Origin of the sequence: Enterobacter sp. IF2SW-B1 (assembly GCF_001743375.1) — a bacterium.
GTDB classification, from domain to species: Bacteria; Pseudomonadota; Gammaproteobacteria; order Enterobacterales; family Enterobacteriaceae; genus Enterobacter; species Enterobacter bugandensis.
This window is the reverse complement of sequence record NZ_MJAA01000002.1, coordinates 573,991-593,938: the sequence shown is the minus strand read 5'-3', so window position 1 is coordinate 593,938 and position 19,948 is coordinate 573,991. Positions and strand designations below refer to the sequence as shown.

Here is a 19,948-nt window from a genome sequence, read left to right as displayed (position 1 = left end):
TAACGGAGTGGTTAAAAAGAGAGCGATTGAAATTAAACGGTAACTTTGAGCAGGAAAAATAGCGGGAGGGTTGCGTCTCGCCCGACAGCGAGACGCGACAATATCAGTAACTGGACTGCTGGGATTTTTCAGCCTGGATACGCTGGTAGATCTCTTCACGGTGGACAGATACTTCTTTAGGAGCGTTAACACCAATACGTACCTGGTTACCCTTTACCCCTAAAACTGTCACGGTGACCTCATCCCCAATCATGAGGGTCTCACCAACTCGACGAGTCAGAATCAGCATTCTTTGCTCCTTGAAAGATTAAAAGAGTCGGGTCTCTTGTATCCCGGCATTATCCATCATATAACGCCAAAAAGTAAGCGATGACAAACACGTAAAGTGTAAGCAGTCACGGCATCACATTCTGTTAAACGTAAGTTTAGCCGATATACACAAACTCAACCTGACTTTATCGTTATCGATAGCACAGTGAACAAGACGCCATAACGTTGCCGCTATGGCGTCTGCTTGTGCTTTGTAGTTATTACAGTTTCGCGCTTACCCAGCTTTCAACGCTGGCTAATGCCGCAGGAAGTGCCGCCGCATCCGTACCACCGGCTTGCGCCATGTCCGGACGACCGCCACCCTTGCCGCCCACCTGCTGAGCGACCATACCAATCAGTTCCCCTGCTTTAACGCGGTCGGTCACATCCTTAGAGACGCCCGCAATCAGAGAAACCTTACCTTCTGCCACTGTCGCCAGCACGATAACGGTAGAACCAAGCTGGTTCTTGAGATCGTCGACCATAGTACGCAGCATCTTAGGCTCAACGCCCGCCAGATCGCTGACCAGCAGTTTGACGCCCTTAATGTCTACAGCCTTGCTGGAGAGGTTTGCACTCTCCTGCGCCGCAGCCTGCTCTTTCAGCTGCTGCAGCTCTTTTTCCAGCTGACGCGTGCGATCCAGCGCAACGCGCACTTTCTCGCCCAGATTCTGGCTATCGCCTTTCAGCAGCTGCGCGATGTCGTGCAGCTGATCGCTCTGCGCATGCAGGCTGGCGATTGCGCCTTCACCGGTCACCGCTTCAATACGACGCACACCTGCAGCCGTACCGGATTCGGAAACAATGCGGAACAGGCCGATGTCACCGGTGCGCGAGGCGTGAGTACCGCCGCACAGTTCGGTAGAGAAGTCGCCCATGCTCAGCACGCGAACGCGCTCGTCATATTTCTCGCCAAACAGCGCCATCGCACCTTTTTTCTTCGCGTCCTCAAGATCCATGATGTGGGTCTCAATTGGCAGGTTACGACGGATCTGCGCGTTCACCAGGTCTTCCACCGCGCGAATTTCAGACGGCTTCATCGCTTCAAAATGCGAGAAGTCGAAGCGCAGCACTTTATCGTTTACCAGAGAACCTTTCTGTGCAACGTGGGTACCCAGCACGTCGCGCAGGGCTGCGTGCATCAGGTGGGTTGCCGAGTGGTTCAGACGAATGCGCGCGCGGCGAGCTTCATCAACGTTAGCCTGGACGCCCTCGCCCACTTTCAGAGAACCGGAAACCAGTTTGCCCTGGTGACCAATCGCCTGACCGTATTTCTGGGTGTCGCTGACGCTGAAGCTGAAACCATTGCCCTTCAGTTCGCCTTTATCGCCAACCTGGCCGCCGGATTCGGCGTAGAACGGCGTTTTGTCCAGAATGACAACCGCATCCTGGCCCGCGCTGATGCTGTCTACGGCTTTACCGTCAACAAACAGAGCGGTCACTTTACCGGTCAGTTCCAGCGCCTCATAACCTTTGAATTCAGACGCGCTATCAACGCGGATCATCGCGTTGTAGTCTGCACCGAAACCGCTGGACTCACGCGCACGACGACGCTGCTCTTCCATCGCGGCTTCAAAGCCTGCTTCATCAACTTTGATGTTGCGCTCGCGGCAAACGTCCGCCGTCAGGTCAACCGGGAAGCCGTAGGTGTCGTACAGGCGGAAAGCGGTTTCGCCATCCAGCGTGTCGCCCTTAAGCTTCGCCAGTTCTTCGTCCAGCAGCGCCAGACCGCGCTCCAGCGTACGAGCGAACTGCTCTTCTTCGGTTTTCAGAACCTGCTCAACCTGCGCCTGCTGGCGTTTCAGCTCGTCGCCGGCTGACCCCATCACGCCAATCAGTGGCCCAACGAGTTTATAGAAGAAGGTGTCCTTCGCGCCCAGCATGTTGCCGTGACGGATCGCACGGCGAATGATGCGACGCAGCACGTAGCCACGGTTTTCATTCGACGGAATAACGCCGTCGGCAATCAGGAACGCACAGGAACGAATATGGTCTGCGATAACGCGCAGCGATTTGTTGTTCAGATCGGTCGCGCCGGTAACGTTCGCAACGGCTTTGATCAGAGTGCTGAACAGGTCAATCTCGTAGTTGGAGTTAACGTGCTGCAGAACCGCGGCGATACGCTCCAGGCCCATACCGGTATCAACGGACGGCTTCGGCAGCGGCTCCATGGTGCCGTCAGCCTGGCGGTTGAACTGCATGAAGACGATGTTCCAGATCTCAATATAGCGATCGCCGTCTTCTTCCGGGCTGCCTGGAGGGCCGCCCCAGATATGGTCGCCGTGATCGTAGAAGATCTCGGTGCACGGACCGCAAGGACCGGTGTCGCCCATCTGCCAGAAGTTATCAGACGCATATGGCGCGCCTTTGTTATCACCGATGCGAATAATACGCTCGCGCGGGATACCCACTTCTTTTTCCCAGATTTCGAACGCTTCGTCATCGGTTTCGTAGACGGTCACCCACAGACGCTCTTTCGGCAGGTTGAACCAGTTTTCACCGGTCAGCAGCTCCCATGCGTATTGAATGGCATCATGTTTGAAGTAGTCGCCGAAGCTGAAGTTACCCAGCATTTCGAAGAAGGTGTGGTGGCGCGCGGTGTAACCGACGTTTTCCAGGTCGTTGTGTTTACCGCCCGCACGCACGCAACGCTGTGAGGTTGTGGCGCGGGAATAATTACGCTTGTCGAGACCAAGGAACACATCCTTGAACTGGTTCATCCCGGCGTTGGTAAACAGCAGAGTCGGATCGTTGTTCGGTACCAGGGAGCTGCTGGCAACAACCTGGTGTCCCTTACTATGGAAAAAATCGAGAAACGCCTGACGGATCTCAGCGGTGCTCTTGCTCATAATTATCCTGAAATCAAGCTAACGAAATGTCGTAGCCAGCCTGTATCGGTAAACCGTTGGACGGACCAGCTACTGGAAAAAGTGGGAATAAGATAAGTTTTCTTTAGTGGGAAGTAAAATCCCGCATGCGTTCAATCGGCAAAATTACGCCAGATATCCTGAATATCTTCCATCAGAAAGCCGCGGTAGAGCAAAAAGCGCTGGATTTTGACTTTTTCTGAAAATTCACGCGGCAGCGGTTCGCCGTACTTACGAATCGCCTGCTCTTTTGCCAGTTCGCACCAGTCCGTGTCGCTTTCGCGCATCGCTTTTTCGATGGACTCCCTGGCCACCCCTTTCTGGTTAAGCTCCTGGCGGATGCGCGCGGGCCCATACCCTTTGCGACCACGGCTGGCGAGAAAACGCGAGGCAAACCGGTCATCGTCCAGGTAATGATGCTCATAGCACCAGGCCACCACGCGGTCGTAGTCTTCCGCAGTGGCATCAATCTCTTCCGGCCCGTTTTTGCTCATGACGGGCGCTGACAGCTTCCGCCGCAGCTCCTGTTCACTGTGGTCGCGCACGGCGAGAATGCGTACCGCACGATCCAGCAAGCGCGCGTAGGCGGGTCGGCGTGATGTCGGTTCACTCATAAAAAACCTGCAGAATCAGAAATGCAAAAAGGGCCGCGTCAGCAGCCCTTCATCTTTACACGAGAGACTTAAAAGTCTTCGTTGGTTTCTTCAGCATCCGCGGCATCCACCACGAAATCAGGTTTGGAGTCCTGGTTGTTCAGCAGAAGCTCACGCACCTTCTTCTCAATCTCTTTCGCCGCAGCCGGGTTCTCTTTCAGCCAGGAGATAGCATTCGCTTTACCCTGACCAATCTTGTCACCGTTGTAGCTGTACCAGGCGCCCGCTTTTTCAATCAGCTTCTCTTTCACGCCCAGGTCAACCAGCTCGCCGAGGAAGTTGATACCTTCGCCGTAGAGGATCTGGAATTCAGCCTGTTTGAACGGTGCTGCGATTTTGTTCTTCACAACCTTCACGCGGGTTTCGCTACCCACCACGTTCTCGCCCTCTTTCACCGCGCCGATACGGCGGATATCCAGACGGACAGAGGCGTAGAATTTCAGGGCGTTACCACCGGTGGTGGTTTCCGGGTTACCGAACATCACACCAATTTTCATACGGATCTGGTTGATGAAGATCAGCAGCGTATTGGACTGCTTCAGGTTACCGGCCAGCTTACGCATCGCCTGGCTCATCATACGTGCCGCGAGGCCCATGTGAGAGTCACCGATTTCACCTTCGATTTCCGCTTTTGGCGTCAGCGCCGCAACGGAGTCGACGATGATCACGTCAACCGCACCGGAGCGTGCCAGCGCGTCACAAATTTCCAGCGCCTGCTCGCCGGTGTCCGGCTGGGAACACAGCAGGTTGTCGATATCAACGCCCAGCTTACGGGCATAGACCGGGTCCAGCGCGTGCTCGGCATCGATAAACGCACAGGTTTTACCTTCGCGCTGCGCCGCTGCAACAACCTGCAGGGTCAGCGTCGTTTTACCTGAGGATTCCGGACCGTAGATTTCTACGATACGCCCCATCGGCAAACCGCCCGCGCCCAGTGCGATATCCAGAGAAAGCGAACCGGTGGAGATAGTTTCCACATCCATGGAACGGTCTTCACCCAGGCGCATGATGGAGCCTTTACCGAATTGCTTTTCGATCTGGCCCAGTGCTGCCGCCAACGCTTTCTGTTTGTTTTCGTCGATAGCCATTATTACTCCTGTCATGCCGGGAGAAGCAACTGCGCTTCACCATGGACTTCTGTTCTGTTGGTGCAATTATACTGTATAGTCATACAGTATCAAGTATTTTGTAGAAATTGTTGCCAGAGCGTTTTTAACGCATAAACGGTAGCCTGACGACGCACGCTTTCGCGATCGCCGCTGAAGCACTCCCGGCGAGTGATCCCTTCCCCTTTGGACGTGGCAAACCCGAACCAGACGGTGCCGACAGGCTTCACGTCGCTGCCGCCGTCCGGCCCCGCGATGCCGCTGATGGAAATGGCGTAATCTGCCCGCGCCTCTTTCAGCGCGCCAATGGCCATTTCAATGACAACCGGTTCGCTGACCGCGCCATGCTGTTCCAGCGTGGCTTCGCGCACGCCAATCATCTGCGCCTTAGCTTCGTTACTGTAGGTCACAAAGCCACGTTCAAACCAGGCGGAACTGCCGGCGATATCGGTAATCGCTTTCGCCACCCATCCGCCGGTGCAGGATTCCGCGGTGGTAATAGTCGCGCCACGCTGCTTCAGGGCAAGGCCAACGATCTCGCTAAGCTGCATCAATTCATGGTCAGTCATTCTTGCTCCAGGCTTGAGAAAAACGTGCAGCACAAGATAGCACTTTCTCGTCAGATATGGGGATGCGCTTCAGGTTTTACGAGGGGGCTTCAGAAAAAAGCCGGTGCGGGCGCACCGGCTGTAAAAATATTATTTCATGCTGTTCGCAAGCGTATCGACATTATGGCGAAACGCCTTAACGTAGGTGTCTGCTGCCCCACCTTTTGCCGACAGGGCTTCCGGGTAAAGTTCGCCGCCCGGCTGTGCGCCCGTCGCCGACGCAATCTGCTTCACCAGACGCGGATCGAGCTGGTTTTCCATAAACCACGTTTTCACGCCGTCGGCTTTAATCTGCTTGATAATCTCCGCCACCTGCGACGCGCTGGCCTCGCTCTCTGAAGAGAGTCCTTGAGGTGCCATGAAGGTTACGCCATAAGCGCGACCAAAATAACCAAACGCGTCATGGCTGGTCAGCACTTTGCGCTTTTCCTGCGGGATCTGGCTAAAGCGCGTTTTGGCCCAGCTGTCCAGTTGGGTCAGTTGCGCAATGTATGGTTTTCCTGAAGCCTCCAGCGCCGCTTTGTCTTCCGGATCGGCTTTCACCAGCCCGTTCAGAATATTTTGCGCATACAGCGCACCGTTCGCCGCGCTGTTCCAGGCGTGCGGATCGGTCACGGTCTTTCCATCTTCCTTAAGCGTGTGGGTTTTCACCCCGTTTGAGGCAACGACCAGTTGGCCTTTGAACCCGGAGGCTTTCACCAGGCGGTCGAGCCAGCCTTCCAGCCCCAAACCGTTGACCACGACCACGTCAGCCTTGCTCAGCGCCGCGCTGTCCTTAGGCGACGGTTCGAAGGTATGGGGATCGCCGTCCGGCCCCACCAACGTCGTCACGTTTACACGATCGCCCCCCACCTCCTGCGCGATATCCCCCAGTATCGAAAAGCTGGTGACCACATTCAGCGTTTTCGCCATCACGCTATGCGACATCATCCCCAGCGCTAGCGCCATGATTAATCCTGTACTTTTCATCGTTTCCCCTTGCGTTAATAAAGCGCCCGCAGGCTGCCAGCCAGCCTGCTGCGCGTGCCAAATAAAACGGAAATAAAGAACAGCGCGCTGGCGGTCAGCACAATAGATGGCCCCGCGGGTAAACTTGCCGCCCAGGAGAGGCTTAGCCCCAGCCACGCGCAGAAAATACCGCTGATACCGGCCATCAGGAGTAATCCGGGTAAGGTGCGTACCCAACAGCGCGCCGCCACCGCCGGAAGCATCATCAGCCCGACGGTCATCAGCGTGCCGAGCACCTGAAAACCGGCCACCAGGTTCAAGACCAGCAGCGCCAGAAACAGGCCGTGCAATACGCCGGGTAGCCAGCGGGCATTCACCTCCAGCCAGGCGGTGTCAAACGCCTCCGTCACCAGCCCGCGGTAAAAAAGGGCCAGCATGATAAGGGTGAAGATGCACACGCCGGTCACAAACAGCGCGGCGTCGTTGTCCACCGCGAGGATTGAGCCAAACAGCAGATGCAGCAGATCGACATTCGAGCCGCGCAGAGATACCAGCGTGACGCCCAGCGCCAGTGACCCCAGGTAAAAACCGGCAAAGCTGGCATCCTCTTTCAGCGGCGTGCGGCGGCTGACCAGCCCGGCCACCAGCGCAACGGCAATCCCGGCGATAAACCCGCCGACGGTCATAGCCAACAGCGACATCCCGCTGAGCAAATACCCCACGGCGACGCCGGGCAAAATGGCGTGAGAAAGCGCATCGCCCATCAGGCTCATCCGGCGCAGCTGAAGAAACACGCCGAGCGCGGTGGTGCTGACGGAGAGCGCCAGGCAAACCACCAACGCGCGGCGCATAAAGCCGAATTCGATAAACGGCTGGAAGAATGTGTGCCAGATCATGCCACCCTCACCCGTTCGGTTTTCCACTGGGGGGCGTCAGTATCCAGCCGCAGCGTCTGCGGGAAGTGGCGCGCCACGCGCTCGCTGTCGTGCAGTACCGCGAGCAGCGTTTGCCCCTGCATATACATCTCCAGCATCAGGTCCATCAGCACGTTGCAGGTCGCTTCATCAACGCCGGTGAAGGGCTCGTCGAGCATCACCAGCGGCGCCTGCTGTGCTAACACGCGGGCAAAAAGCATGCGCTGAAACTGGCCGCCGGAGAGTTCATCAATGGTGGAGAGCGCCATCGACTCCAGCCCCACGCGCTCAAGTGCACCACTAATGCGCAGACGCGCTTCGCGACGAAAACCGGCGAAAAGCGAAATTCCGGGCCAGCAGCCCATGCTCACCACGTCCTGGACGGTCAGCGGAAATTGCGCTTCCAGCGCGTGACGCTGCGCCAGCCATCCGATTACCGGTCGTCTACCCTGCCAGTGAAATCTGCCGCTGACGGGCGGAATAAATCCGGCGAGGGTTTTCAGCAGCGTGGATTTGCCGCAGCCGTTGGCGCCGATAATGGCGGTCATGCTGCCGCGTTCAATCACGCCCGAAAGCGGACGCGTGACGGGCTGGCGGTCGTAGCCCGCAACCAGTGCGTTCATCACGATCATGGCAGCGCCACCGCCCAGCGCACGGCCAGCCCGAGAAAAAGAATGAGTACCATCGCCAGCAGCAGCCGAACCGGGGATGAGAGAGAAAACAGGGACATGGATATTTCAACTCAAAAATAATGTTATAACATAACAATAATGAAAGGCGATGAAGATGTAAACGGCGGGAGTGAAATGGGAGTGTGGCGAAATGTTTCTGCGGGAAAGAGGTGCGCGCGGGTGCCCTCTCCCACAGGGAGAGGGCGGAATAAGGCGAGTTACTGACTAAACGGCGACGCCGCCGGGACGCGAGCCTGCGATACCGCCAGCCCCAGTTGCCACACCGCCATCGCATAGTGGGTGCTATGGTTGTAGCGGGTGATGGTGTAGAAGTTCGGCATGCCGTACCAGTACTGGTAGCCGGTTCCCACGTCCAGACGCAGCAGGCTCACCTGGTCAACATTGCCCAGCGGCTGGGTTGGCGTTAAGCCTGCCGCCGTCAGCTGTGCAACGCTGTATTTGGTTTTAAAGCCGTTTTCCAGACCAAACGCTTCGCCGTTCGCCTGCACGGCAACCTGGCCGCCCGGCGTCCAGCCGTGCGCTTTGAAGTAGTTCGCCACGCTGCCGATGGCATCCACCGGATCCCACAGGTTAATGTGACCATCCCCGTTAAAGTCGACGGCATACTGCTTATAGGAGGACGGCATAAACTGGCCGTAGCCCATCGCGCCGGCAAATGACCCTTTCAGATCGAGCGGATCGTCCTGCTCGTTGCGCGCCATCAGCAGGAAGGTTTCCAGCTCGGAAGAGAAATACTCCGCGCGGCGCGGGTAGTTAAAGGAGAGCGTCGCCAGTGCGTCGAGGATGCGGGTTTTGCCCATCACGCGCCCCCAGCGGGTCTCTACGCCGATAATCCCGACGATGATTTCCGGCGGCACGCCGTAAACCTGCCACGCGCGGTTGAGCGCATCTTCATACTGGTTCCAGAACGCCACGCCGTTTTGCACGTTGTCCGGGGTAATAAACTGTTTGCGGTAGCGCAGCCACGCGCCGTTCGGCCCGCTCGGCACCTGGGCGGATGGTGCCTGCCTGTCCATCAGGCGCAGAACGTAGTCCAGACGCTTCGCCTGAGACAAAATTTCATGCAGCTGCTGGCGGTCGAAACCGTGTTTGCTCACCATTTTATCGATGAACTGCTCGGCCGCCGGGTTATTCGCGAAGTCGCCTCCCATCTGCATCATATTGTGCTGCGGCTCCAGCAGGAATCCCCCGGAAGGCGCGCCCGCCGTTTGCTGAACGGCTTCGGTCTTAGGTTTGCTGCTACAGGCAGACAGCAGGATAAGCGCAGGCAACAGCGCTGCATAACGACGCTTGAACATGAGACATCCATTTAACGGGTTCGATAAGAACCCAGTATGGTAAAGCATCCGCAACACCTCAAGGAAGCGGTACGCGCCTCCACAACGCAAATCCGCGCTTTTTTCCACCGAAAATCATTCACCTCATCAATTAACTTTCAAAATAATACATTTTTCTTTCATTGTGAGATCTAACTAACACTTTAAAACCTTTCAAAGTGATTATTATTAGCCGCAGTTATACAAAAACAAAAAAGCCTCACAGGAGAGAAGAATGATAGAGACCATCACCCACGGCGCCGAGTGGTTCATCGGGCTGTTTCAGAAAGGCGGAGAAGTGTTCACCGGCATGGTGACCGGGATCCTGCCACTGCTGATCAGCCTGCTGGTGATCATGAACGCGCTGATCAACTTTATCGGCCAGCAGCGCATCGAACGCTTTGCCCAGCGCTGCGCCGGTAACCCGCTGTCCCGCTACCTGATATTGCCATTCATCGGCACCTTTGTTTTCTGTAATCCGATGACCTTAAGCCTCGGCCGCTTTATGCCGGAAAAGTACAAGCCGAGCTACTACGCCGCCGCCTCCTACAGCTGCCACTCGATGAACGGCCTGTTCCCGCACATCAACCCCGGAGAGCTGTTTGTCTACCTCGGGATCGCCAGCGGCCTTACCACGCTTGGCCTGCCGCTCGGCCCGCTGGCGGTGAGCTACCTGCTGGTTGGACTGGTGACCAACTTCTTCCGCGGCTGGGTGACTGACCTCACCACCGCTATTTTCGAGAAAAAAATGGGCATCCAGCTTGAACAGAAGGTCCATCTTTCAGGAGCGACAGCATGAACCGGATCCGCATTGAGAAAGGCACGGGCGGCTGGGGCGGCCCGCTGGAGTTCGACGCCACCGAAGGCAAAAAGATCGTCTACATCACCGCGGGCACGCGCCCGGCGATTGTCGACAAGCTGCGCGAGCTGACCGGCTGGGAAGCGGTTGACGGCTTTAAAGAGGGCGAGCCGCCGGAAGCGGACATCGGCGTGGCGGTGATTGACTGCGGCGGCACGCTGCGCTGCGGCATCTATCCGAAGCGCCGCATTCCGACGGTGAATATTCACTCCACCGGGAAATCCGGCCCGCTGGCGCAGTACATCCTTGAGGACATTTATGTCTCGGGCGTGAAGGAGGACAACATCACTCTGGTGAATGGCACTGCCGCGCCGCAAAAAGCAGCCCCGCGCGAGTACGACACCAGCAAGAAAATCACCGAGCAGAGCGACGGCCTGCTGGCAAAGGTCGGGATGGGGATGGGCTCCGCCGTGGCGGTGCTGTTCCAGTCCGGGCGCGACACTATCGATACGGTGCTGAAAACGATTCTGCCGTTTATGGCGTTCGTCTCGGCGCTGATCGGCATCATCATGGCGTCCGGCCTGGGCGACTGGATTGCCCACGGCCTCGCCCCGCTCGCCAGCCACCCGCTCGGGCTGGTGACGCTGGCGCTGATCTGCTCCTTCCCGCTGCTGTCGCCGTTCCTCGGCCCGGGCGCGGTGATTGCCCAGGTCATCGGCGTGCTGATAGGGGTGCAGATTGGTCTGGGCAACATTCCCCCGCACCTCGCCCTGCCCGCCCTGTTTGCCATTAACGCCCAGGCGGCGTGCGACTTCATCCCCGTGGGTCTGTCGCTGGCCGAAGCGCGCCAGGACACCGTGCGCGTGGGCGTACCGTCCGTGCTGGTGAGCCGCTTCCTGACGGGCGCGCCGACGGTGCTGATTGCCTGGTTTGTCTCCGGCTTTATCTATCAATAAGAGGTTCCTGCAATGAACGTCATTTACCAGACCACCATTACCCGCATCGGCCAGAGCGCAGCGGACGCGCTGAGCGACCAGATGCTGATCACCTTCCGCGAAGGCGCTCCGGCGGATATCGAAGAGTTTTGCTTTATCCACTGCCACGGCGAACTGAACGGCGAGCTGAAGGCCGGGAGCCAGCTGGAGCTGGGCGAGGCGCGCTATGCCGTGACCGCCGTCGGCGACGTGGCCGAGCAAAACCTGCGCGAGCTCGGCCACATCACCCTGCGCTTCGACGGCCAACCGCAGGCGGAATACCCCGGTACGGTTCACGTGGATGGCCCGGTTCCGCAGGCTGTCACCCCAGGCTGCACGTTAAAATTTGTTGCGTAATTAAGGAGAATCACATGAGTCAGGTTGCCGTTGTCATTGGTGGGGGACAAACCTTAGGCGAGTTCCTCTGCCGTGGGCTTGCCGCAGAGGGCTACCGCGTGGCGGTAGTGGACATTCAGAGTGAAAAAGCCGCCCGCGTGGCGGACACCATCAATACCGAGTTTGGCGAAGGGATGGCGTACGGGTTTGGTGCCGACGCCACCAGCGAGCAGAGCGTGATGGCGCTGGCCCGCGGCGTGGACGAGATTTTTGGGCGCACCGACCTGCTGGTCTACAGCGCGGGGATTGCGAAAGCGGCGTTTATCAGCGATTTCGAGCTGGGGGATTTTGACCGTTCGCTGCAGGTGAATCTGGTGGGCTATTTCCTTTGCGCCCGCGAGTTTTCCCGCCTGATGATCCGCGACGGGATTCAGGGGCGCATCATTCAGATCAACTCAAAATCCGGGAAAGTGGGAAGCAAGCACAACTCCGGGTACAGCGCGGCGAAGTTTGGCGGCGTGGGGCTGACGCAGTCCCTGGCGTTGGATCTGGCCGAATACGGGATTACCGTGCACTCGCTGATGCTGGGCAACCTGCTGAAATCGCCGATGTTCCAGTCCCTGCTGCCGCAGTACGCCACCAAGCTCGGCATCAAAGCGGAGGAAGTGGAGCAGTACTACATCGATAAAGTGCCGCTGAAGCGCGGGTGTGACTATCAGGACGTGCTGAACATGCTGCTGTTTTACGCCAGTCCGAAAGCGTCGTACTGCACCGGGCAGTCGATTAACGTGACCGGTGGGCAGGTGATGTTCTGATCGAGCGGCCTGATGCCCTCACCCTAACCCCTCCCTCTCCCACCGGGAGAGGGAACAAAACAAGGAGTCGATATGGTAACCGCACTCATCACCGTCGCCGCCCTCGCCTGGCTGTGCCAGATGGCGTTTGGCGGCTGGCAGATCCACCAGTTTAACCGCGCGTTTGATGCGCTGTGTCAGAAGGGCCGCGTCGGCGTCGGGCGTTCCGGCGGACGCTTTAAACCGCGCGTGGTCGTCGCCGTAGCGCTTGACGAGCACGACCGGGTGTGCGATTCCCTCCTCATGCGTGGCGTGACGGTATTTGCCCGTCCGGCCAAAATCCAGGCAATCAACGGCCTCTTGTTACAGGAATTGCAGCCTGATGTGATCTTTCCCCATGATCCACTCTGTCGGAATGCACTATCATTAGCGCTCAATCTGAAACATGGATAATTTCGTTGTGAAAGTTATAGACTTGCGAAATTATCATTTCGCAACCTAAGGAACGAAGCGCCTATGAAACCACGTCAGCGGCAGGCGGCCATTCTCGAGCATCTGCAAAAGCAGGGAAAATGCTCGGTAGAGGATCTGGCCCACTACTTTGACACAACCGGCACGACAATACGCAAGGACCTGGTATTGCTCGAAAACTCTGGCGCCGTTATTCGCACCTATGGCGGCGTGGTGCTCAACAAGGACGAAGCGGACCCGCCAATCGATCACAAAACGCTGATCAATACCCACCAGAAAGCGCTGATTGCCGAAGCCGCCGTCAAATTTATCCAGGACGGCGATTCCATCATCCTCGACGCAGGCAGTACCGTCCTGCAGATGATCCCCCTGCTCAGCCGCTTTAACAACATTACGGTGATGACCAACAGCCTGCACATCGTCAACGCGCTGTCGGAGTTCGACAGCGAGCAGACCATCCTGATGCCCGGCGGCACCTTCCGCAAAAAATCGGCGTCCTTTCACGGCCAGCTGGCGGAGAACGCTTTCGACCACTTCAGCTTCGATAAACTGTTTATGGGCACCGACGGCATCGACCTGAACGCAGGCGTCACGACGTTTAACGAGGTGTTCAGCGTCAGCAAAGCCATGTGTAACGCCGCGCGGGAAGTGATTTTAATGGCCGACTCGTCGAAGTTTGGCCGCAAAAGCCCCAATATTGTCTGTAGCCTCGAAAGCGTTGATAAGCTGATTACCGACGCGGGTATCGATCCGGCGTTCAAAAAAGCGCTGGAAGAAAAAGGCATCGACGTGATCGTAACCGGAGAAAGAGATGAGTGATTTTCTGTTAGAAACGGGCCGCCAGACGCTGATGCTGGAGCTGCAGGAAGCCAGCCGCCTGCCGGAACGTCTGGGCGAGGATTTTGTCCGCGCCGCCAACACCATTATCCACTGCGAAGGCAAAGTGATTGTGGCGGGCATCGGTAAATCTGGCCATATCGGCAAGAAGATTGCCGCGACGCTCGCCAGCACCGGTACCCCGGCGTTCTTCGTGCATCCGGCAGAGGCGCTGCATGGCGATCTCGGGATGATCGAAAGCCGCGACGTGATGCTGTTTATCTCTTACTCCGGTTCGGCCAAAGAGCTGGATCTGATTATTCCGCGCCTGCAGGAAAAATCTGTCGCCCTGCTGGCGATGACCGGGAAACCCCGCTCGCCGCTGGCGCTGGCCGCCAAAGCGACGCTGGATATTTCCGTTGAGCGTGAAGCCTGCCCGATGCACCTCGCCCCGACCTCCAGCACCGTTAACACCCTGATGATGGGCGACGCGCTGGCGATGGCGGTAATGCAGGCGCGCGGATTCAATGAGGAAGATTTTGCCCGTTCGCATCCGGCAGGTGCGCTCGGCGCGCGACTGCTCAACAAGGTTCACCATCTGATGCGCACCGACGATGCCATTCCGCAGGTCAAACTCGATACCAGCGTGATGGACGCGATGCTGGAGCTGAGCCGCACCGGTCTGGGGCTGGTGGCGGTATGCGATGACGGCGGAAACGTGAAGGGCGTCTTCACCGACGGCGACCTGCGCCGCTGGCTGGTGGGCGGCGGCAGGCTGGAAACAAACGTGTCTGACGCCATGACCAAAGGCGGGCTGACGCTCAACGCCGACAGCCGCGCCATTGAAGCCAAAGAGGTGCTGATGAAGCGCAAAATCACCGCCGCACCGGTGGTGGACGAGCACGGCAGGCTGTGCGGCGCTATAAACCTGCAGGACTTCTACCAGGCCGGGATTATTTAACCCTTTAGCCCAAGACGCTTCGCCAGCCGGTGCAGGTTGGCGACGTCCATCTCCAGCGCCCGCGCGCACGCCGCCCAGCTGCGGTTATTCTGCTCCAGCGCGCGGGTAATCATCTGACGCTGAAACTCTTCCGTCGCTTCGCGCAGGTTTTCGATTGCGCTCTCAGGCACAGCAGGCTTCACGGTCGGGGCATTTTCCTCATGCAGCGCAAAATGGCGCGCATGAATCACCACTTCATCCCCCGAGCGCGTCGCCCTCGCCAGCACCACCGCGCGGTGAATCGCATGCTCCAGCTCGCGCACGTTGCCCGGCCAGCCGTAGCTGAGCAGATGCGCTCTCGCCCCCGGGCTAAGCACCACGCGGGACAGCCCCATTTTGAGACGGCACTGTTCGCAGAAATAACCCGCCAGCAGCACCACGTCGTCTCCGCGCTCGCGCAGCGGCGGCACGGACAGCGGGAACACGCTCAGGCGATGGAACAGGTCGGCGCGGAACTGCCCGGCCAGCACCGCTTCGCGCAGATCCCGGTTGGTCGCAGCAAGGACCCGCACGTCCACCCGCAGGCTGCGGTCATCCCCCACGCGCTGGATGTCGCCGTACTGCAATACGCGCAGCAGCTTGGCCTGAAGTGAAAGGGAAAGCTCGCCAATCTCATCAAGAAACAGCGTGCCGTTATCGGCCATTTCAAACTTGCCGCTGCGGTTGCTGATGGCCCCGGTAAACGCCCCTTTGACGTGACCGAACAGCTCGCTCTCCGCCACGCTTTCCGGCAGCGCGGCGCAGTTGAGGTACACCAGCGGGTTGACCGCGCGCGGCGAAGCTTCATGGATGGACTTCGCCACCAGCTCCTTACCGGTACCAGTCTCTCCGAAGATCAGCACGTTCAGATCGGACGCGGCGACAATCTCAATCTCTTTTTTGAGCTGCGCCATGCCCGGTGAAAGGCCGATCATCTCGGTGTGCGCCACCGGCTCAAACGCCGTCGGGCTACCGGGAAGAAAATTCTGGCTCTCCAGCTGCTCTATCAGCAGCGCATTATTCAGCGCCCCGGCGGCCAGCGCCGCAATCAGGCGCAGCTCTTCGTCGCTGAAGGTGTCGAACTGATCCGGCGACATGCCGTCGAGGGTTAATGCGCCAATCAGATTCTGCCCGGCGAACAGCGGCAGGCCAATACAGGCGTGCACCTTCAGGCTCTCCTGCCCCGGAATCAGGCCGTCGTACGGATCGGGCAGATCGCTGTCTGCCGGGAAACGCACCACGTCGCCCGCGCGGGCGATGGTTTCCAGACGCGGGTGGCCCTCCAGCGTAAAGCGCCGCCCGAGTACGTCCTTCGCCAGGCCGTCGATAGCCAGCGGAATAAACTGCCGCCCTTCGTAACGCAGCAGCGCCGACGCATCGCAATCCAGCACGTGGCGCAGCGTGGAGATCAGGCGCTGAAAGCGGTCCTGATGGCCGATACCGGTTTGCAGTTCTATGGCGATCTTCGCCAGCACGTCTACGGAAAAACTCATGCCTGCCTCACTGTCATTTTGACAATGCATAATGTCATATTGACTCTTTTTAGGATAGTCATAATGACTACTCATTATGGGGCATTAAATCACAACTTATTGAATATTAATAATTTAAAAAGTTGGCACGCAACTTGATATAAGCAAACCATCTTATTTAAAAACGCTGTATTAAGTTGAGGTTGCTATGTCTATTCTGGTTAAAAATAACATTCATTGGGTGGGTCAACGTGACTGGGAAGTGCGCGATTTCCACGGGACGGAATACAAAACGCTGCGCGGCAGCAGCTACAACAGCTATCTCATCCGCGAAGGTAAAAACGTCCTGATCGATACCGTCGATCACAAATTCAGCCGTGAGTTCGTGCAGAACCTGCGCGGTGAAATCGACCTGAATGACATCGACTACATCATCATCAACCATGCGGAAGAGGACCACGCCGGGGCGCTGACCGAGCTGATGTCCCACATTCCGGATACCCCAATCTACTGCACCACCAACGCCATTGATTCAATTAACGGCCACCACCACCATCCGGAGTGGAACTTCCACACCGTAAAAACCGGCGACACGCTGGATATCGGCAACGGCAAGCAGCTGATCTTCGTCGAAACCCCGATGCTGCACTGGCCGGACAGCATGATGACCTACATGACCGGCGACGCGGTGCTGTTCAGCAACGACGCCTTCGGCCAGCACTACTGTGACGAACGCCTGTTCAATGACGAAGTGGATCAGACCGAGCTGTTCGAACAGTGCCAGCGCTACTACGCCAATATCCTGACCCCGTTCAGCCGTCTGGTGACGCCTAAAATTACCGAGATCCTCGGCTTCAACCTGCCGGTGGAGATGATTGCCACCTCCCACGGCGTGGTGTGGCGTGAAAACCCCACCCAGATCGTCGAGCTGTACCTGAAATGGGCCGCGGATTACCAGGAAGACCGCATCACTATCTTCTACGACACCATGTCCAACAACACCCGCATGATGGCGGACGCGATTGCCCAGGGTATCAATGAAGTTGACCCGAACGTGGCGGTGAAAATCTTCAACGTGGCGCGCAGCGATAAGAACGAGGTATTGACCAACGTCTTCCGCTCCAAGGGCGTGCTGGTGGGTACCTCCACCATGAATAACGTGATGATGCCGAAGATTGCCGGCCTGGTGGAAGAGATGACCGGCCTGCGCTTTCGTAACAAACGCGCCAGCGCCTTTGGTTCACACGGCTGGAGCGGCGGCGCGGTAGACCGTCTTTCCACCCGTTTACAGGATGCGGGTTTTGAGATGTCCATGAGCCTGAAGGCGAAATGGCGTCCGGATATCGACGCGCTGGAAATCTGCCGCCAGCATGGCCGCGACATCGCCCGTCAGTGGGCGCTCGCCCCGCTTCCTGAAGTCACCGCAAAACCTGCGGAACAGCCACAAACCTGTTCTGCGGCAGCCAGCGCCGATCTTGGTCCGCGCATGCAGTGCAGCGTCTGCCAGTGGATCTACGATCCTGAGCTGGGCGAACCGCTGCAGGATGTTGCCCCGGGCACGCCGTGGAGCGAGGTGCCGGACAACTTCCTCTGCCCGGAATGCTCCCTCGGCAAAGACGTCTTTGATGAACTGGCAACGGAGGCAAAATGAGCAACGGCATCGTTATCATCGGCTCGGGCTTTGCTGCCCGCCAGCTGGTGAAAAATATCCGCAAACAGGATGCAAACGTGCCGTTGACGCTGATCGCCGCCGACAGCATGGACGAGTACAACAAGCCTGATTTAAGCCACGTCATTAGCCAGAATCAGCGCGCCGAAGATCTCACCCGCCAGACGGCGGGGGAGTTCGCAGAGCAGTTTAACCTGCGTCTGTTTCCGTACACCTGGGTCACCGATATCGATGCCGACGCCCACATGGTAAAAGCGAAAGCGAAAACCTGGCAGTACGACAGGCTGGTGCTGGCGACCGGGGCATCTGCGTTTGTGCCGCCGGTTGAAGGCCGCGAGCTGATGATTACCCTCAACAGCCAGCAGGAGTATCAGGCCAGCGAAACCCGGCTACGCGATGCCGCCAGAGTGATGATTGTCGGCGGCGGGCTGATCGGCACCGAGCTGGCGATGGACTTCTGTCGGGCGGGAAAATCCGTGACCCTGGTTGACCACGCAGCGAGCATTCTGTCGGCGCTGATGCCGGCAGAAGTAAGCAGTCGCTTACAGCATCGTCTGACTGATATGGGCGTGCATCTGATGTTGAAATCGCAGCTACAAAGCCTGAGCAAAACTGAAGGCGGTATCCGTGCCACGCTCGACCGAAGCCGCAGCGTAGAAGTGGATGCGGTGGTTGCCGCGACGGGCCTGCGCCCGGAAACCGCGCTGGCGCATCGCGCAGGGGCTGAAATAAACCGCGGCGTGAAGGTAAATAGCTACCTGCAAACCACGCGGCCGGATATTTATGCCCTGGGCGACTGTGCGGAAATTAACGGCCAGGTGCTGCCCTTCCTGCAGCCGATACAATTAAGCGCCATGTATCTGGCAAAAAACCTGCTCGGCGGCAGCGCACCGCTGAAGTTACCCGCCATGCTGGTGAAAGTAAAAACGCCGGAATTGCCGCTGCATCTTGCAGGTGAAACGCCGCGTCAGGATCTGGACTGGCAGATTGCCCTTTCGCCGCAGGGCATGGTGGCGCGCGGCACCGATGCTGACGGTCTGATGCGCGCCTTTGTCGTCAGCGAAGTCCGGATGAAGGAGGCCTTCGCCCTGCTGAAATCGCTGCCTGCTTAACCCTCGTATTGCCGGGTAGCGCTCCGCTTACCCGGCCTACATGCAGACCCGCGCAAGCGTAGCGCCGCCGGGTAAAACAGGGTGGGGAGTTCAGGAACGCACCACCAGCGCGTCGTAGCCGCGCCAGCGATAGTTGGCCATGGAGATGAGCCAGCAGGCAACGAACAGCCCGACAACCACAAACCCGGCGTTGCCCAGGTTGTCATTTACCGCGCCGATCAGATCCCAGATGCCGCCGCTGAGGGCAAATTTATCCATCAGCAGGCCCAGCGCTTCCAGCCCGCCGATAAACAGCGCCACCACCACGGAGGTGCCGGTGATGGTCATGTTGTAGTAGAGCTTGCGCTGCGGTTTATCAAACGCCCAGCCGTAGGCACCGACCATCAGCAGGTTATCGAGCGTATCCACCAGCGCCATGCCGCTGGCGAAGAGCGCCGGGAAGATCATGATTGACCACACGGACATCCCGCTGGAGGCGCTGGCGGCGGAGATCCCCAGCACGCCAATTTCGGTGGCCGTGTCGAAGCCGAGGCCAAACAGGAAACCCACCAGATACATCTGCCAGCTTTTATTGACGAGGCGGAAGGTTTTACCGAACAGCCAGTTCATAACGCCCCCCTGGGCAGGCAGCGTGACGTCACCCTGCACCGTCTGGCCCTTTTTCAGCGCCTGGAAACTGCGCCAGACGCCGCGCAGGATCACCATATTCACCAGCGCCATCGCCAGCAGGAAGGTGGCGGATACCGCAGTGCCAATCAGGCTGCCGGTTTCGTGGAACCATTCCATGTTTTTCTGAAACGCCGTGGCGGTGGCGGCGATGGCAATGGAGGCCAGCACCACGATGGTGGAGTGCCCCAGCGAGAACCACGCCCCCACCCCGCACGGGCGTTTGCCCTGCTGCATCATCTTACGCGTCACGGTATCAATGGCCGCGATGTGGTCGGCATCCACCGCATGGCGCAGCCCGTAGCACCACGCCAGCAGGCTGGCGGCCATCAGCGCCGTACTGCCGCTAAAAGAGTGCCATGCCCATCCCCAGGCCAGCAGGTTTGCCATTACCAGAGCCAGCAGCAGAAGCGCGGCGCGAGGTTCGTTGCGTAACAGTCGTAACAT

General features: G+C 58.2%; 20 protein-coding genes. 9 read left to right on the top strand and 11 right to left on the bottom strand.

The genetic code is table 11. The features are described from left to right. Positions 1-103: 103 nt before the first annotated feature. From csrA to mltB, 9 genes are all read right to left on the bottom strand, one after another. Positions 104-289 carry a carbon storage regulator CsrA gene (gene csrA / locus A6013_RS07205; RefSeq protein WP_000906486.1) on the bottom strand — a complete coding sequence of 62 codons (186 nt, stop codon included), beginning with the start codon at positions 287-289 and terminating at the stop codon, positions 104-106. Between the two features lie 241 nt (positions 290-530). Beyond that, positions 531-3,158: an alanine--tRNA ligase gene (alaS, locus tag A6013_RS07200; protein WP_063155070.1), complete on the bottom strand. Its 2,628-nt coding sequence runs from the start codon at positions 3,156-3,158 to the stop codon at positions 531-533. Positions 3,159-3,289: 131 nt separating this feature from the next. After that, a complete protein-coding gene (recX, locus tag A6013_RS07195; protein ID WP_028014188.1) occupies positions 3,290-3,790 on the bottom strand; it encodes a recombination regulator RecX in 501 nt (166 codons plus the stop codon). A gap of 68 nt (positions 3,791-3,858) precedes the next feature. After that, the gene (gene recA, locus A6013_RS07190; RefSeq protein WP_028014189.1) at positions 3,859-4,917 is read right to left on the bottom strand and encodes a recombinase RecA; all 1,059 of its coding nucleotides are present in this window, start codon (positions 4,915-4,917) and stop codon (positions 3,859-3,861) included. An 89-nt stretch (positions 4,918-5,006) separates the two neighbouring features. After that, on the bottom strand, positions 5,007-5,504 hold the full coding sequence (gene pncC, locus A6013_RS07185) for a nicotinamide-nucleotide amidase (protein WP_028014190.1): 498 nt from the start codon (positions 5,502-5,504) through the stop codon (positions 5,007-5,009). 129 nt (positions 5,505-5,633) lie between these two features. Continuing rightward, positions 5,634-6,512: a metal ABC transporter substrate-binding protein gene (locus tag A6013_RS07180; protein WP_069732785.1), complete on the bottom strand. Its 879-nt coding sequence runs from the start codon at positions 6,510-6,512 to the stop codon at positions 5,634-5,636. Positions 6,513-6,526: 14 nt separating this feature from the next. Next, on the bottom strand, positions 6,527-7,387 hold the full coding sequence (locus A6013_RS07175) for a metal ABC transporter permease (RefSeq protein ID WP_069732784.1): 861 nt from the start codon (positions 7,385-7,387) through the stop codon (positions 6,527-6,529). Next, positions 7,384-8,037: a metal ABC transporter ATP-binding protein gene (locus tag A6013_RS07170; protein ID WP_069732783.1), complete on the bottom strand. Its 654-nt coding sequence runs from the start codon at positions 8,035-8,037 to the stop codon at positions 7,384-7,386. The genes A6013_RS07175 and A6013_RS07170 overlap by 4 nt, the downstream gene beginning before the upstream one ends. Positions 8,038-8,294: 257 nt before the next feature. Then, positions 8,295-9,395, bottom strand: coding sequence for a lytic murein transglycosylase B (mltB, locus tag A6013_RS07165; protein ID WP_168733281.1), 1,101 nt, complete (start codon positions 9,393-9,395; stop codon positions 8,295-8,297). Positions 9,396-9,648: 253 nt separating this feature from the next. Here mltB and srlA point away from each other — a divergent pair, with 253 nt between their 5' ends. From srlA to gutQ, 7 genes are all read left to right on the top strand, one after another. Beyond that, a complete protein-coding gene (gene srlA, locus A6013_RS07160) occupies positions 9,649-10,212 on the top strand; it encodes a PTS glucitol/sorbitol transporter subunit IIC (RefSeq protein WP_003862164.1) in 564 nt (187 codons plus the stop codon). Continuing rightward, positions 10,209-11,168, top strand: a complete 960-nt coding sequence (locus A6013_RS07155; protein ID WP_045261264.1) for a PTS glucitol/sorbitol transporter subunit IIB — start codon at positions 10,209-10,211, stop codon at positions 11,166-11,168. Before srlA ends, A6013_RS07155 begins: the two co-directional genes overlap by 4 nt. 12 nt (positions 11,169-11,180) lie before the next feature. Beyond that, a complete protein-coding gene (srlB, locus tag A6013_RS07150) occupies positions 11,181-11,543 on the top strand; it encodes a PTS glucitol/sorbitol transporter subunit IIA (RefSeq protein ID WP_045261263.1) in 363 nt (120 codons plus the stop codon). 14 nt (positions 11,544-11,557) lie between these two features. Continuing rightward, positions 11,558-12,337, top strand: a complete 780-nt coding sequence (gene srlD / locus A6013_RS07145) for a sorbitol-6-phosphate dehydrogenase (protein WP_023294411.1) — start codon at positions 11,558-11,560, stop codon at positions 12,335-12,337. 72 nt (positions 12,338-12,409) lie between these two features. Further along, the gene (gutM, locus tag A6013_RS07140; RefSeq protein WP_063437567.1) at positions 12,410-12,769 is read left to right on the top strand and encodes a transcriptional regulator GutM; all 360 of its coding nucleotides are present in this window, start codon (positions 12,410-12,412) and stop codon (positions 12,767-12,769) included. Between the two features lie 63 nt (positions 12,770-12,832). Further along, complete coding sequence (locus tag A6013_RS07135) at positions 12,833-13,606, top strand: DNA-binding transcriptional repressor (RefSeq protein WP_010434430.1); 774 nt, start codon at positions 12,833-12,835, stop codon at positions 13,604-13,606. After that, positions 13,599-14,564 carry an arabinose-5-phosphate isomerase GutQ gene (gene gutQ / locus A6013_RS07130; RefSeq protein WP_041908497.1) on the top strand — a complete coding sequence of 322 codons (966 nt, stop codon included), beginning with the start codon at positions 13,599-13,601 and terminating at the stop codon, positions 14,562-14,564. The genes A6013_RS07135 and gutQ overlap by 8 nt, the downstream gene beginning before the upstream one ends. Here gutQ and norR read toward each other — a convergent pair. Then, positions 14,561-16,075 (bottom strand): nitric oxide reductase transcriptional regulator NorR, encoded by a 1,515-nt coding sequence (norR, locus tag A6013_RS07125; protein WP_069732782.1) that lies wholly within the window; start codon positions 16,073-16,075, stop codon positions 14,561-14,563. The genes gutQ and norR overlap by 4 nt on opposite strands. A 187-nt stretch (positions 16,076-16,262) precedes the next feature. On the opposite strand from norR, the gene norV reads away from it, so the two are divergent. Continuing rightward, complete coding sequence (gene norV, locus A6013_RS07120) at positions 16,263-17,705, top strand: anaerobic nitric oxide reductase flavorubredoxin (RefSeq protein ID WP_063437565.1); 1,443 nt, start codon at positions 16,263-16,265, stop codon at positions 17,703-17,705. Next, complete coding sequence (gene norW / locus A6013_RS07115; protein ID WP_069732781.1) at positions 17,702-18,835, top strand: NADH:flavorubredoxin reductase NorW; 1,134 nt, start codon at positions 17,702-17,704, stop codon at positions 18,833-18,835. Before norV ends, norW begins: the two co-directional genes overlap by 4 nt. A gap of 90 nt (positions 18,836-18,925) precedes the next feature. On the opposite strand, the gene A6013_RS07110 is transcribed toward norW, so the two are convergent. Continuing rightward, entirely contained in the window at positions 18,926-19,948 is a 1,023-nt protein-coding gene (locus A6013_RS07110) for a HoxN/HupN/NixA family nickel/cobalt transporter (RefSeq protein ID WP_045261259.1), read from the bottom strand.